7 protein-coding genes are annotated in these 15,812 nt (G+C 42.7%); 4 read left to right on the forward strand and 3 right to left on the reverse strand.

Annotation, left to right across the window (positions count from 1 at the left end; all coding sequences use genetic code 11):
* A partial coding sequence (locus L1272_RS01765; protein WP_235372618.1) for an Ig-like domain-containing protein occupies positions 1-6,637 on the reverse strand: 6,637 nt, incomplete at its 3' end.
* Positions 6,638-6,881: 244 nt separating this feature from the next.
* Here L1272_RS01765 and L1272_RS01770 point away from each other — a divergent pair.
* From L1272_RS01770 to L1272_RS01785, 4 genes are all read left to right on the forward strand, one after another.
* A complete protein-coding gene (locus tag L1272_RS01770; protein WP_235372619.1) occupies positions 6,882-8,894 on the forward strand; it encodes a TolC family outer membrane protein in 2,013 nt (670 codons plus the stop codon).
* A gap of 72 nt (positions 8,895-8,966) precedes the next feature.
* On the forward strand, positions 8,967-11,105 hold the full coding sequence (locus tag L1272_RS01775; protein ID WP_235372620.1) for a type I secretion system permease/ATPase: 2,139 nt from the start codon (positions 8,967-8,969) through the stop codon (positions 11,103-11,105).
* Complete coding sequence (locus L1272_RS01780; protein ID WP_054554375.1) at positions 11,102-12,523, forward strand: HlyD family type I secretion periplasmic adaptor subunit; 1,422 nt, start codon at positions 11,102-11,104, stop codon at positions 12,521-12,523. The genes L1272_RS01775 and L1272_RS01780 overlap by 4 nt, the downstream gene beginning before the upstream one ends.
* Positions 12,524-12,545: 22 nt before the next feature.
* Positions 12,546-13,133 (forward strand): LuxR C-terminal-related transcriptional regulator, encoded by a 588-nt coding sequence (locus L1272_RS01785; RefSeq protein WP_054554374.1) that lies wholly within the window; start codon positions 12,546-12,548, stop codon positions 13,131-13,133.
* Here the strand turns inward: L1272_RS01785 and L1272_RS01790 are convergent.
* Positions 13,130-15,088 (reverse strand): bifunctional diguanylate cyclase/phosphodiesterase, encoded by a 1,959-nt coding sequence (locus L1272_RS01790; RefSeq protein ID WP_194442584.1) that lies wholly within the window; start codon positions 15,086-15,088, stop codon positions 13,130-13,132. The genes L1272_RS01785 and L1272_RS01790 overlap by 4 nt on opposite strands.
* Positions 15,082-15,789 (reverse strand): transglutaminase-like cysteine peptidase, encoded by a 708-nt coding sequence (locus L1272_RS01795; RefSeq protein ID WP_082389319.1) that lies wholly within the window; start codon positions 15,787-15,789, stop codon positions 15,082-15,084. Before L1272_RS01795 ends, L1272_RS01790 begins: the two co-directional genes overlap by 7 nt.
* Positions 15,790-15,812: the final 23 nt, after the last annotated feature.

The following is a 15,812-nucleotide window of genomic DNA, read 5'->3' on the forward strand; positions in this document are numbered from 1 at the left end:
CTGCTTCGGCGCTCCAATTGCCTGAAGCATCAGTGGTGACTGTCACGGTATGGCTGATACCATCAGCATCGGTAAAGGTCACGGCGAGTGAGGTATTGGCTAAGTCTGAGGTGCCAGTGACCGTCGGTGTATTGTCGTTGGTCAGTGCTGGCGCATCAATGCTAATCGTTGGTGCCGTCACATCGATGGTGCCTGTTTCAGTATCGCTGCCTTCGTTACCCGCCGCGTCACTCACGGTGGCCACCACGGTATAATCACCTTCGGCTAATGCCGAACTTGGCTCAACAGACCAACTGCCATCCGCTTGCACCGTCGCTGTCGCACTTTGTACATTACCGGCACTGTCAGTGATAGTAAGCAGCACTAAGCTGCCCACAGCCGCTCCGGTGGTTTGCCCACTGATGAGCGGTGTCACATCATTACTATCGGCCAAGGTATCAAGGCTAATCGTCGGTGCGGTAATGTCGATTTCACCAGTGGCACTATCGGTACCAGTATTACCTGCCGCATCTGAAACTTCTGCTTCAATAGTGTAATTACCCTCGGCAAGTACTTCAGTTGCAGCAACTGACCAGCTTCCGTCAGCACTAGTAATAGCAATTAAAGTTTGAATATTACCAGCACTGTCGGTAACCGTTAGTCTAACCTCAGTACCTGCAGGAACGCCTGAGCTTTGTCCTGAGAATACTGGGGTTGTATCATTTGTGATATTTTGAGGATCGATGAATACACTTGGTGCTGTGGTATCGATATTACCCGTTGCGGTGTCAGATCCTTGATTTCCTGCAGTATCTTGTACTGTAGCAACAACAGTAAATTCTCCTTCAGCAATTGCTACGCTAGGCTCAACAGACCAGCTGCCGTCCGCTTGAACAATCGCTGTCGCTGTTTGAACATTACCAGCACTATCGGTGATTTCTAAATTAACAAGTGTACCTGTTTCAACACCATTCGCTACACCACTGATCAGCGGTGTTACATCAGCACTATCTGACAATGGATCAACACTAATAGTAGGGGCTGTTAAATCAATTAAACCGGTTGCCGAGGTTGAAGCAGAGTTTCCAGCAACATCACTCACAGATGCTTCGACAGTGAAGCTTCCTTCAGCAATAATAACCTCAGCATCAACAGACCATGATCCATCAGCTAATGTGGTAGTAGTTAAAGTTTGGGTATTACCCGAACTATCTGTTATTAATAAAGTTACCTGCGTGCCTTGCGGTACACCTGTTGTTTGACCCGTTAGAGTAGGTGTAACGTCATTTGTATCAGCAATAGCATCAATGCTAATTGTAGGCGCAGATAAATCGATGATACCTAATTGAGAGTCGCTCGCTTCATTGCCTGCATTATCTACCACCTCAGCTAATACAGAATACTGTCCTTCAGCCAGCGCATTGCTAACTTCTGCTGACCATGAACCATCTTGCGAGATAACAACAGATGCTGTCTGAACGGCTCCTGCACTGTCAGTAATTGTGAGTGTTACGACACTACCAGCCGCCAAACCTGACGTCTGACCCGTAATGATCGGAGTAACATCGTTGCTATCTACTAAGGCATCAATACTGACTGTCGGCGCTGTTACATCAATTACGCCTTGAGCAGCAGCATCACTGGTCAAGCCATCAACTGTTACTGACGCATTAACAGTAAATGTGCCTTCACTTAAAGCTTGCTGTATCTCTACACTCCACTGACCATTCTGCACTGTTGCAGTAAGCTGTTGGCTGTTGTTATTACTGTCTTCAACAATTATAGTTATGACGCTGCCATTAGGGGCATCTGAGGTGCCACTTATAGTTGGTGTTGTGTCATTGGTTTCGTTGATTGCATCTATTGCAATGCTAGGCGCAGCACTATTTAAAATAAAGCTATTCGTTGCTTGGGCCTGATTGCCTGCAGCATCAGTTATTGACGCTGTAACATTGATGTTGCCATCGTCTAATTCTGCAGGCACATCCCCAGACCAACTGCCATCAGCATTAACGGTTGCGCTAAATTCATAGCTGTTAATACCATCTGAGACAACAACCGTAACGATACTACCCGCAGGCTCATTCGTTTGTCCGCTAATTGTAGGCGTTGTATCGTTGACCGTTCCCAAATTGTCAATCGTAATAATTGGAGCAGTGAGATCAACAACACCGTTTTGAGTGATTTGCGTTTGATTGCCAGATTCATCCTCTACACTTGCTGTCACCGTGAACGCCCCTTCAGCTAGAGGCGTATTAGGGCTGATTGACCAGCTTCCGTCCGCAGCCACAACCGCAGAAAGCGTTTGTACCACGCCATCGCTGTCAGTAACGTTGACAGTAACAATACTGCCTGCAGTGACATCAGTTGTGCCTGTGATCAACGGCGTACTGTCATTAGTTAAAGGATCAAAATCTAACGTTAATAAAGGATTAATTCCATCGAACGTACCAACTTCAGTATCCGTGCCTGTATTACCTGCATTATCAGTGATGCTGGCTGTTACAGTAAATTCCCCCTGCGACACTGCACTTGTAACAGGCACTGCCCAATTTCCATCAGCATCAACAGTTGTCGTATAGGTTTGGCTATTATTTTGAGAGTCGACAACAGTAACTGTTACTGTATTACCTGCCGTCGCTCCTTGTGAGCTGCCTGAAATTAGAGGCGTACTGTCATTGATAGCGCCTATGGTATCTATGCTAATAAGCGGTGCAGTCGTATCAACCACTGCGGTGATCGAATCATTTGCGGTATTACCAAATTGGTCGGTAACAGTGGCATCAATCGTAAACTCACCCTCTGCAAGTTCATCTGATACATTGATACTCCAATCTCCATTTGCATCAACTGTTGTTGTAAATGTTTGGCTTGGACCCGAAGCAGGAATAATCACCACCGTGACCACATCACCTGCTGTTGCATTTAATGTTGAACCTGAAATACTGGGTGTTGTGTCGTTTGTTTCGCCTAACGCATCAATTAAGATAGTTAAAGATGAACTATCCACCGTACCCGTTTCTGAATCCGAGGCTTGATTACCAGCTAAGTCAGATACCGTAGCGGTAACCGTGTATTGCCCATCAGCAAGGCTGCCTGGTACGTCTGCACTAAATACACCATTATCATTAGTGATTGCAGTAAACGTCTGACTATTGCCATTTGCATCTGTGACAACTAAAGTGACCGGTGTGCCTGCTGCAACGCCTTGCACTGTGCCTGAAATTGTAGGTGTGTTGTCAGCACTACTTCCTAAGTTATCAAGGCTTATAATTGGCGCGGTTAGATCAATGATCCCTGTCGTCGTATCTTGAGCTTGATTACCAGCAGGATCACTCACTGTTGCGGTAATTGTAAACTCACCCTCAGCCAACACTTGATTTGCACCAACTTGCCAGCTGCTATCTGCGTTAACTGTGGTCGTCAGTATTTGCTGATTTCCATTACTATCAACGAGTATGATCGTAACAACCGAGCCAGCATCAACCCCTGATACAACACCTGAAATAATGGGTGTAACATCATTAGAATCGTTAAACTCATCAATTGTGATGGTAGGTGCTGTTAAATCAATCACACCCGTTTCAATGTCTTGTGCGCTATTTCCTGCTTCATCTTGAGTTTGCGCAACAACAGTGAACTCGCCTTCAGCTAGCTCTTGATCAATATTAATCGACCAGCTGCCATCGGCATTTGTAACAGTTGCAAATACTTGTGCACTCCCATTACTGTCGGTAACCGTGACTGTAACTGTGCTACCAGCATTTAACCCTTGTGTTGTGCCAGATATTGTCGGCGTGGTGTCATTACTATCAGCAATTGCATTAATATTAATAATTGGTGCAGTTAAATCTATTGTGCCAGTCGCTGTTGCTGAACTGGTGTTACCCGCTTCGTCGCTTGCGCTTGCAGTGACAGTATAATCTCCCTCAGCAAGCTCATTTAAAGTTTCGACTTGCCATACACCTTGTGCATTTGTGGTGGTTGTTATCGTTTGCACAACACCATTACTATCTGTAATGACTAACGTAACTGTCGTTCCTACTGGTACATCTGCAACAGATCCTGAAATTAGTGGAGTTGTGTCATTAGTATCATTTAAAGGATTGATTGAAATAGTAGGATCGGTTAAATCAATGACCCCTATTTCTGTTGCTGTCGCTGTATTACCCACTTCATCGGTTACTGTCGCGGTGACTGTGAATTGACCTTCAGCCAATGCAGTACTTGCTTCAACAGTCCAATTACCGTTTGCATCGGTAATAACTTGTAAAGTTTCAGTCGCTCCATCACTTCCTGTAAATGTAACAGTAACGACTGCGCCTGGTTCAACATCTTGTGTTGAACCAGATACACTTGGAGTCGTGTCATTAGTATCAATAATGAAATTAATACTGACTGTTAAATCTACATTACCAATCGCGGTTGCTTGTGCTTCATTACCTTGAGGATCTAATACCGATGCGACGACTGTAAAATCTCCTTCAGGTAAAGGCTCTGTCAATTGAATAGACCAACTTCCATCAGCTTGAGTGATTGCGAGTAAATTAATAACCCGCCCATCACTTGCTGTAATTGTCAGCGAAATTGTCGTTCCAGTAGCTACGCCATCGGTTTGCCCACTCAGCAATGGTGTTGTGTCATTACTATCAGCAATAGAATCAATTGTGATTGAAATAGGAGAAAATGCGACAGTACCTGTCGTATTTGCAGATGCTGAGTTACCCGCAGCATCACTAACGGTAGCAATTGCCGTAAAACTGCCTTCAGGCAAAGGGCTTATTGCATCAACACTATAACTGCCATCAGCGAGAACAAGCGCCGTTAACGTTTGCGACTGACCATTACTATCAACAACTTGTATTGTAACTTCGGTGCCCTCTGACACCCCTTCAACTCGCCCGACAAAGGTTGGCGTTGTATCATTTGTATTAGCAATAGCTGTTAACGTTATGTCAGGAGCCGTCAAGTCAACAACCCCTTGGGTGTCAGCTTGAGCTGTATTTCCGGCTGCATCAGTTACGGATGCACTTACGTCAAAAATCCCTTCTGCAAGATCTGCGACAACATCTAAACTCCAATTCCCATCAGCATCGGTTACCGTTGTTAATGTTTGAACTTGACCATTAATATCAGTGACAACAACGGTAACAAGTGTGCCTTGTTGAACACCAACAACATTACCACTGATATTTGGCGTCGTGTCCTGCGTATCATCAATTGGGGTGATACTAATCACAGGCGCTGTATTATCAATAACACCAGTGGTCGTTGCTTGCGCCTCATTTCCAGCAATATCAACGGCTGTTGCAGTTACAGTAAACTCACCTTCAACAAGTGCATCAGGCACATCAACGATCCAACTACCATCTTCGGCAACAATTGCAGTTACGGTCTGCACTGTATTATCTGCGCCAGTGATCACGACAGTGATTTCACTACCAACAGTGACTCCACTTACCGTTCCTGAAATAGTTGGCGTGGTATCATTTGTTTCGCCGATGGTGTCAATACTTATAACGGGAGCAGTCAGATCGACTAGACCATTTTCACTATCACTGCCTTCATTGCCAGCCTCATCAACTGCCGATGCAACGACCGTATAAAGCCCCTCAGCAAGTGCTTCAGTCGTAATACTCCAATTTCCTTGATCATCTACTTGCGTCGCTATTACCTGCACTTGTCCTGCGCTGTCTGTAACAGTGATAGTGACAGTATCACCACTGCTAATACCAGACACTGTGCCAGTAATTAGTACATTTTGAATCGCTGAATCAGTAAGTGTATCAATCGTTACAACTGGCGCGACAGTATCAATACTTGCGCCAATATTATCTGATACGGGGTCACCATTTGGATCAAGAGCAACCACATCGACAGTGATTGGACCATCAGGTAATGGGTCAAGTGGTGGGGTTACAAAAGTACCATCTGGTTGGACTACAACAGTCACAACTTGGGTATTACCATTCGCGTCGGTTACTGTCACCGTGACCGTTTGTCCTACTAGGTTTTCAGATGTACCTGATATAACTGGTTGTGGATTATTAGTAAGACCTAATTCATTGACACTCAATGTTGCAATTAACTCATCACCAGGCACAACACCATCGGTTGTATCTCTAGGAGAGAAAATGCCAGTGTTATCAGCGTTAAAGCTGTCATCAAATGCTAAACTAGATGGGTCGATACCTTCAGCGATACGTGCTAGCTCTACAAACGAGGTGCCTCCGCCAGATGCAGCACCACCGCCTCCACCAGCAGCCGTCGCCTCTAAATTATCTAAAATGTCTCCCCCCCCTTCAAGCGCATCTAAAAAATCACTGATATCAGTGCCTGTTTGTTGCTCTGGGGTTGGTTGATTGGGTTGATTTAAACTTGCAATGGCTTCGTCGATACTATCATCGAAAAGGGTATTCTCTGAGTTATCTTGCGTCTCTTTTGCTAGCAAGTCAGGGGTTATAGTCACTGATTTATTGGCAGGGATCGCCAACGACTCTCCTTGTACATCAATTAATATGGTCGAGTTATCTGCGGTAACAACAGTATCTCCTACCGTTATCACATCGCCAACTGAGAGGGCTTTTATAGAACCATCCGCTTGCACTAAGCCTGCAGAACCTTGTACATCAATAACCAGTAATTGATTTGCGTCCATTTGCTTTTCCTCAAACTATGAGTAATACATTTGTATAACTTAAGCTTAGCCAGCAAGTAACACTTTGTTACTGGACCATGGTACAGGTGAACACCAAAAAACAGCACTATTTCACTAATATTCGAATAAACAAAACAATTAATAAAAAACTAAAAGCAACACAAAAGTATCATTTGCAGTATTTGAAATTGTTGGCTAAACCTTAACTTAGCGTGAATAAAATTTAGTCTAAAAAGAGGATCATATGGCTATAAGCAAGCAGTTCACTAGCAAAAAGCTCAGCGCTTTACTTATTTTAATGTTTGCAGCGAATGGAAGTGTATTCGACGCACAAGCAGAACAAACCTCTGTAATGCCTTTGCATTATGTATCTGATAAAGCAATTTCATCTAACCCAGAAGTACAACAAGCTTGGCATGCATTTAAAGCATCAATGTATGGCATTGATGCTGCTCGTTCAGGTTATTTACCAACCGTCGATGTATCAGCGAGTGCAGGTTATGAAAAACGTAACTACGGTATTGAAGATGAATACAACCGCAATACCGCAGAGCTCACATTAGGGCAAATGCTATACGATGGTTTTAGAACATCGAACACAGTTAAGCGCTTTGAACGAATTCAACTGATACGTTATTTTGAACTACTTGATCAAGCTGAAAAAATTGCACTTCAGGCAAGTATTGCTTACCTAGATGTGCAAAAGTTCACTGAGTTAGTTGAGCTTGCTGAAAATAACTTAAAAGAGCACGAGGCTGTCTATCAGCAAATAGAGCAAAGCGTTGGTGCTGGTGTTGCTAGAGCAGCAGATCTTGAACAAATTAATGGTCGCCTCTCGCTTGCGCAATCGAATGTTATGACAGAGTATGCAAACTTGCATGATGTAAGTGCTCGCTATTTACGCATTGTTGGAGAGCTGCCAACAAAAGGAACAGCAAAAGCAAGACTAAGCGATGATGCAATTCCCATTACCATCAATCAAGCACTTGATATAGCTTACAAAAGCAGCCCTAACTTTTACGCGTCTCTGTATAATATCGAAGCGCAAAAAGCGAATGCTGATTCACAACGCTCCGCATTTCATCCTAATGTAGATTTATCTGCACGCTACGGAATGCAAGATAGAGATGAGTTAGGTTTAAATGAAACTCGCTCTGAGGCAAGAGTTGGTATAGATATTCGCTACAATTTATACAATGGTGGCTTAGACAGTGCGAATCTTGATCAAGCCTATCAAGAGATTAATGTTGCTAAATATCAGCGCGACCAAACCTGTATTGAAATTAGACAAAACCTTCAAGTTGCTTATAACAATGTGCAGGTTTTACAAAATAAGATCCCTTCTCTTGCTAGCCATAAAGAGTCATCTAATAAAGTAAAATATGCCTATAAAGACCAGTTTGATATTGGCCAAAGAACGTTACTTGATGTGCTTGACGCTGAAAATGAAGCATTTCAATCAAATCGTTCTTATATCGCGGCTCTATATGACAGACAGTCAGCTATTTTAACTATGCTTGCGGAGATGGGGAAATTACTCGACACGCTCAACGTTACATCCGACAAGTTTCCAAAAATTACAGAGTTAACTGATGACCCAATTGCATTAAATGCAGACAGTATTTGTCCAAAATTTGATGTAGCTGCAACGATTGGCAGACAAGCATTCTTGCAGAAAAAAAAACAGCAAGATAATGCATATATGACAGTAACCGCTATGCCTAGCTACTTAACTATGCCGGCAACTCCTGTCGAAACAGCTACGACATTTGCCGATGATGATAATGATAGTATCGCAAATGCGCAAGATGAATGCCCATCTACGCCTGCATTTACGGAGGTTGATGAAAAAGGCTGCACAAAGTATCGAAGCAACACGAGTAATGTAGAGATTGGCATTCCTTTTCTCGCAGACTCAAGTGTTGTGCGCCCTCAGTATATGCAGGAAATAGCTCGACTTGCTGATTTCTTAAAAGAACACCCCAACAAAAATGTTGAAATTCAAGGGCATGCTTCCCTTGAAGGACCAGCCCTTCACAATAGAAAGCTCTCTGAAGAACGCGCATCTTCGGTTGCTGAGATATTAATCCAGCAATACGGTATTGCCCCAAACAGAGTGAAATCGCTTGGTTATGGTGTTGATCAACCAAGAATAAATGAGATTTCAGTTAGAGCAAATGCTGCAAATCGTCGCATTGAAGCAGTGATAACCGACGCAGGTAGCCGCCCAGCAGTCATGAAAGATGGCTGGTCGTAAAGCTCATGGTGAATTTAATACCAATTCGCTTAATTTAGTATTTTTGCGCATTGGTATAAGTATGGATATTGTATGCAAGAAACTGATGCTCAAGATCATGGTGGCAGCCTTGTTGACTGTCTAGAAACCCTATGCCGCTATCATGATCGAGAATTTTCTCGTGAAACATTATTAAGCGGTTTACCCCTTGAGAACGGCTTATTGACTCCGTCAGGTTTTTCACGTGCCGCTAAACGTATAGGCTTTAAAACTAAAATTGTTCACAAACCCCTATGCGACCTTAATACAGCTTTGTTACCTGCGGTGTTAATCCTAAAAGGTAATAAAGCCTGTGTAATTACTGAGCTTGATATCGAAAACGACAGCGCTGAGGTCATCTACCCTGAATTAAATGACTCCGCCGTTAAAATCAGTATTACAAAACTTGCTGATAGCAGCACAGCAATGGTTATTTATGCACAGCCCGAATTCGCTTTTGACGCACGCTCCCCTGTACTACAAAAATTAGCCAAAGATGGCTGGTTTTGGGGAGTCATCAAAGAGTGCCGAAGTTTATACAAAGATGTAGTCGTTTCTGCCATTGCATTAGGCGTATTATCAATTGCGATGCCGCTTTTTGTTATGAATGTGTATGACCGTGTTGTACCCAATCATGCAGTAGAAACCCTATGGGTGCTGGCAAGCGGTGTTTTAATTGCACTCACCGCAGATTTTATTTTACGGTTAGTTCGAAGTTACTTTGTGGAGCTGGCAGCAAGTCGTATTGATGTCAAAGTTTCAGCTGTCATTATGGAACGCGTACTTGGCATGAAACTAAAAAACCGCCCCGCTTCTGCAGGTTCGTTTGCAAGTAATATTCAATCATTTGAAGCGGTCAGAGGCTTCTTTAGCTCTATGACCCTTATTGCGCTTGTCGATTTACCTTTTGTTTTACTCTATTTAATCGTAATCGCGATCATTGGCGTCGAATTAAGCTTACCAATAATCGTCGGGGCTTTGATATTGCTCTGTTACGCATTAGCAGCCCACCGAAAGCTTGAAAGCCTCTCAGAGCAAACAATGAAAGCAAGCTCTATGCGCAATGCAATTTTAGTTGAAAGCTTAACTAATATTGAAGATGTAAAAAGCTTTCATAGTGAGTGTAAAACTCAGTCCAATTGGGAGAAATCAACAATTTACATTGCTCGCGTTAACGCGCAAAGCCGCTTAATTTCATCTTCTATCAGCAATGCAGGTTCATGGGTTCAGCAATGTGTTGGGGTCATAATTATGATGGTTGGCGTACATCTCATTATTTCCGGAGACCTCACTCAAGGAGGGCTCATTGCAGCCTACTTACTTTCGTCGCGTACTATGGCTCCAATTACCCAATCTGCTGCTGTGCTAGCTCAGTTTCATCATGCCGCGATTGCAATGCATTCACTCAATGAAATTATGGATAATGAAGTTGAACGCCCAGCCGGCAAGCACTGGCTAAGTCACCCAGTACTACTGGGTGATATTGAATTTAATGATGTTCGGTTTAAGTACTCTCAAGAAAGCAATGAAGCATTAAGTGGTGTTAGCTTTAAAATAAAGTCTGGTGAAAAAGTAGCGATTCTTGGTCGCAATGGCTCTGGTAAAAGCACAATTGAAAAATTAATTCTCGGCCTGTATGAACCAACTTCTGGCAGTATCTTAATAGATAATAATGATATCCATCAGATCGATCCTGCCGAGTTACGACATAACATTGGCTACGTACCACAAACAATTTCTTTATTTTTTGGCACCCTTAAAGACAATATCACCCTTAGTGCATGGCATGCTGAAGACGAGCAAATTTTATCTGCGTGTCAACAAAGCCAATTATTTGAGTTAATAAACTCACACCCAGATGGTTTTGACCTACAAGTGGGTGAACAAGGCCGGCTACTTTCTGGCGGGCAGCGCCAAGCTGTTGGGATTGCACGTGCGCTTCTGAACAATCCGCCCATCTTACTGATGGATGAACCCACATCAGCACTTGATCACAATAGCGAAAGTAAAATTATTAACAATATTAAGCGCAACAGCCAAGAGAAGACCCTAATTGTCGTCACTCACAGAACCTCATTACTCGAGCTGGTAGACCGCATCATTGTACTTGATAACGGCAAAGTGGTTGCTGATGGCCCCAAGGCACAGGTGTTATCGGCTTTAAATAACCATACAGTAGGAAAAGTATCATGAGTAATAAAAACTTACCTATTGAACAGCGCTCATTTGAGCATCTAAACAAGGTGCTGGAAAAGCAAAAAGCAAAACGTCCCTCTATTTTCTCTAAGCTTTTTTCCGGTTGGTTATCACCGCCAAATAGTCAAGACTGGGTCGTTGACGCACAATGGGAAAAAATGCAGCAACAACCAGCAAGTGCCCGATTACTGCTTTACATTATCTGTATCAGTATTGTTGCGCTTATTGTTTGGTCGGGATTTGCTCACCTTGATGAAGTAGCCAGAGGAGAAGGCCGTGTAATCCCATCTCACAAATTGCAAATAGTGCAGTCGTACGATGGTGGTATGGTCGAGCAGATATTTGTACGTGAAGGACAAGTTGTTAATGCAGGTGATGTTTTAATAAAAATAGATCCCACACGGTTTATTTCTTCATTTAGAGAAAACCAAGCTAAGGTACTGTCTTTGACTGCTAAAGTTGAGCGATTAAAAGCTCTTACGCAAAAAAAACCTCTGCTATTTGCTGCCAGCTTGATAGAGCAAGCACCGGACGCGGTTCTACATGAACAAGCTATTTTTGAAAGCAGTAACAAAGAACTTGAGCAACAGGTTACCATTCATAAACGCCAATTAGAGCAGCGTCGACAAGATTATGCCGAAGCTAGGGCTGCATTACAGCAACACACGAATTCATTGAGTTTAGCTAACCGAGAGTTAGCAGTAACTCGCCCCCTACTTCGCACAGGTGCGGTATCAGACATAGATATAATTCGCTTAGAGCGCCAAATTGTTGAACATACAGGTGAAATAAATCGAACAAAAGCGGCAATAAATCGTAGCCTATCAGCTATAAATGAAGCAAAAAACAAAGTCACCGAAGTTGAGCTTGCCATGATAAATCGCTGGAGTAATGAGCTATCAGAAGCCTTACTCAGGCTTGATGCAATGAAAGAAACTGAGTCTGGACTTGCTGATAAAGTTGCACAAACGGAGATCCGCTCCCCCGTCAATGGAACGGTTCAACGCCTATTAGTCAACACAGTTGGCGGAGTACTCCAACCTGGCAGCGACGCAATTGAAATTATTCCACTCGATGATCAATTGGTTGTTGAAGCTAAAATTCTACCTAAAGACATTGCTTTTTTACGCCCAGGTCAAGCTGCAATGATTAAATTTAGTGCTTATGATTTTGCGATCTATGGCGGCTTAGAGGCTGAAGTTACTCATATCAGCGCTGATACGATTACAGATGACAGAGACAATACATTTTACTTAGTGCAGCTTAAAACAAATCGTAATCACTTTGCAGACAACCTAACCATCATTCCGGGAATGACTACACAAGTCGATATTATTACCGGTAAAAAAACGGTTCTTGAGTATTTATTCAAACCAATTTTGCGTGCAACGTCGCTGGCAATGAGTGAACGCTAGCGGGCTTTTTAATGGAGTAATCATGCGTCGCAGTATTTTTATTACACAAGATGACTTGCAATCGCCTCACTGGTTAAGTGCATTTCCAAATTGCGTAATTCAGACAGCCTGCCCTAAGAAATTATTAGCAGACACATTAGTCTGGTTACTTGCAGACTCTGCGGATTGGCAAGTGCAGCTACAAAAATTAACCGCACAACGACTACCCGTGATTGTGATGACAACTCAGCTGGATATTCAACAACTGTGTGATGCACTGCAACTTGGTGCACGCGGATACATTGAAGCATTTGCAAACAAAACTGTCATCGAACAAGTTGCTGAAACCGTTAACGCCGGTGGAATTTGGCTTCCTGGGCAATTACTTTCAAACTTGGTTGGCGTGTTATCAGGACAAGCAATTAACTATCCGCATCAATGTGATCTGAGTTCTCTCACCAAGCGTGAAAAACAGGTTGTTGATGAAGTTATAAAAGGTGCAACCAACAAACAAGTCGCGCAAGTTTTAAATATTACTGAGCGCACTGTCAAAGAGCACATGAGCTCAATTTTTCATAAATTAAAGGTACGCGATCGAATGCAATTAATGCTTGCTGTGAAGGGTCATTAAACTGACTCTTCAACCGCAACAACACCATCAAAACCAAGCCCTTTTAAGGTTGATTGATCACTTGGGTTTTTAACCCCTTCAGCAACAACCTTAATCCCTAGCGAGTGAGCTAATGAGCATACCCCTCTCAAAAAGCTTTGGTTTGAGTCATTAAAACTAATGTTATGACAATAAACGCTGTCTACCTTTATCATCTCAAGGCCAAGCTCTTGGATTTTAGTTAATTTTGTAAACTCAGCCCCAACGCGTTTTAACGCAACTTTTGCACCTATGCTATGCACCTGACTGCAAAAACGCCTGAATAACGGTAAATCTTTAATGGCAGTGTTTGCTCGTACCTCAAAGCAAATTCGCTTAGCAAGTTCAGGGTAAGCACACAATCCTGTCAAAATTGACGCTACGGCCATATCATCATGTAAGGTACCTGCTGAGAGCTCCATCCCCAGCAAGGCACCGTCTGTTAACTCACCATATTGCTTAATCATCAATTTCATTAGGCTCCAATCAAGCCGCGCTAGTAATTGAAGTTTGTGCGCCCATTGATAGTAAAATCCTATTCCGTACTTCTCTCCTTTGAGCAATAAACTCAGTGAAATTTGTTGTTGTAGAAGAACGTCGCTGAACGAAGTAACGGGATATAATGCAATTTCTAGTTGGTTTTCTTTTAATGCTAATTCTATCGTTTCTCGCCAAAAATTAAGGTCATCATTTCTAAGCTCAGCAGTACCATCTACAGTAAAGTGGGCATTACAACCAGGCTTTGAAATCGCCACTTTTAATAAGCTATCAACCCGTTTTAACAGCGCTCCTCGCGTATCGTTGGTAGTAACTAAACTGCAACTATGAGATACAGCAAGATCCACCTGTGCGTACTGAGCAACTAATTGCTGATGAGACTGCAAAATATTGTCACTCAACAGTGTTAGATCACTCACATCAGAAAACAACACCAAAAAGTCGACATGCGACATTCGCGCAATATGGCTCTCTCTAAAGCTATCTTCATTAGACTCTAGAAATGCAACTAACGACTGCGAGAAAAGACGTAAAAACTCGACCATCTCTACACGTCCAACTTGCTCTGTTAGCTCGTCAAGATTAACCACCCTAAAAAGGAATAATGCGCCATGCCCTTGTGTATTATCTAAAAAGGTATCTAAGGTCGCATTAAAATACTCACGATTTGCAAGCCCAGTCAGGTCATCGTGCTGGCTCTTAAAACGCATTTCTTCAAGCCTTTGACGGTCTTCTTTCACAATGCGGCTAAAACGTGTAGATAGTAAGTTCATTGAAGAAACTAATTTGGCAAACTCGTATGTTCTAGGCACCTTTGATTTAATAAAGCGCTTTTCTCCTAACGCTATTGCTTGGCGCATTACATCGCTCAAAGGGCTTAAAATTTTCGATAAGAAGTAAGCGCTCGCTATACAAGCAACAACTGCAACAGCAAGAAAGCTAAAAAACAAATGCACCGAACTTTGCCAAAGCGCATCTTGTGTATGTTGACTATGACTTTCAACATATAAAGTACCATATTGCTGCCAACCATCACTGACAAGCGCAATGCCGGGTGCTACTTCAAGAGAATATAAATGGCGGAACCAGCTCGGTGCATCAAGCACTAACTCGCCCTTAAATGCACGTTTTATAATAGTCTCACCATTCGGATCTTTTAATTCAATACGTTGGTAATAACCTGTATCAAACGACGCCGAAAGAAGCAGTTCGATTTCCACCGGGTCCTTATCCATTTGACTCAACATTAGCGCTAATGAATTTGCATTATCTACATTTTTCATTTTAAGTTCGGCTGTAAAATAGTCTTTTGCCGAACTTGTACTAATCAGCAAACTGCTAATAAAGCCAATAATGATCACCACTAAAATGGCAATCCATAACTCTTGTTTCAAAGTAATGGTTTTTTTGCGTTTAAACGCTTTAATTATATTCACCATTTAACTCCTTCTTTACGAGTTTGCTCTAAAATATGTCGCCAACGTGATAGCCTCGCTGTCGGATCGGCTACGCTTTGTGCTGAATTGTTAGCCCAAAGGCCCTTACTGTTAAAGCTGAAAACAGGACTAAGATCGGTGCGCTTTGCAGCAGGCAACACTTTTACGATTAAGCTGTCTAAAATAAGTGGTTGTGCATTGGGTTGACTGTAATAACCCAACACCATGTGGGCTTGGGTCTTCCTAGTTCCAGGTAATTGCGCTTTAACATAAATCAATCGAAGCTTGGTGTCGCTTATACCCAAAGCGCGTAAGCTGACGTACTTAGCAATAGCATAATCTTCACAATCACCAAGCCCTGTTCCCATTGTTTCTAGTGGGGTTGCCCAATAATCATTTTGTTTCCATAGCTGGATATCAGTTTGATAACGTAAACTACGCGCAAAAAAATCATTAACGACTAAAATTTGCTGTTGTTCAGGAAGATTTTGAGCATGCTGCAACATGCCTTGCCATTGCCTTGCGACAGTAACTCGCGTGGCACCGTAGCGTTGCTGCATTTGTTGAATAAAGGTTGAGAACTCGATCACTAAGCGCTCAGCTAAAGCACCGCTAGTGACGCAAAATAGAATGACAATTGAAGAAGATAAAAAGCGGTAACGCCCAATAAAACGACAAGCAAAGATACAAGCCTTAGATAACATAAGGCATGCCTTGAAGATATTCA

Source organism: Pseudoalteromonas sp. PAST1, from assembly GCF_021532515.1.
Classification (GTDB): domain Bacteria; phylum Pseudomonadota; class Gammaproteobacteria; order Enterobacterales; family Alteromonadaceae; genus Pseudoalteromonas; species Pseudoalteromonas simplex.

What these genes read in the sequence shown, in the direction of transcription:
- L1272_RS01770 (WP_235372619.1), top strand. Translation starts at nt 6,882, where the DNA reads ATGGCTATAAGCAAGCAGTTCACTAGCAAAAAGCTCAGCGCTTTACTT.
- L1272_RS01775 (WP_235372620.1), top strand. Translation starts at nt 8,967, where the DNA reads ATGCAAGAAACTGATGCTCAAGATCATGGTGGCAGCCTTGTTGACTGT.
- L1272_RS01780 (WP_054554375.1), top strand. Translation starts at nt 11,102, where the DNA reads ATGAGTAATAAAAACTTACCTATTGAACAGCGCTCATTTGAGCATCTA.
- L1272_RS01785 (WP_054554374.1), top strand. Translation starts at nt 12,546, where the DNA reads ATGCGTCGCAGTATTTTTATTACACAAGATGACTTGCAATCGCCTCAC.
- L1272_RS01790 (WP_194442584.1), bottom strand. Translation starts at nt 15,088, where the DNA reads ATGGTGAATATAATTAAAGCGTTTAAACGCAAAAAAACCATTACTTTG.
- L1272_RS01795 (WP_082389319.1), bottom strand. Translation starts at nt 15,789, where the DNA reads ATGTTATCTAAGGCTTGTATCTTTGCTTGTCGTTTTATTGGGCGTTAC.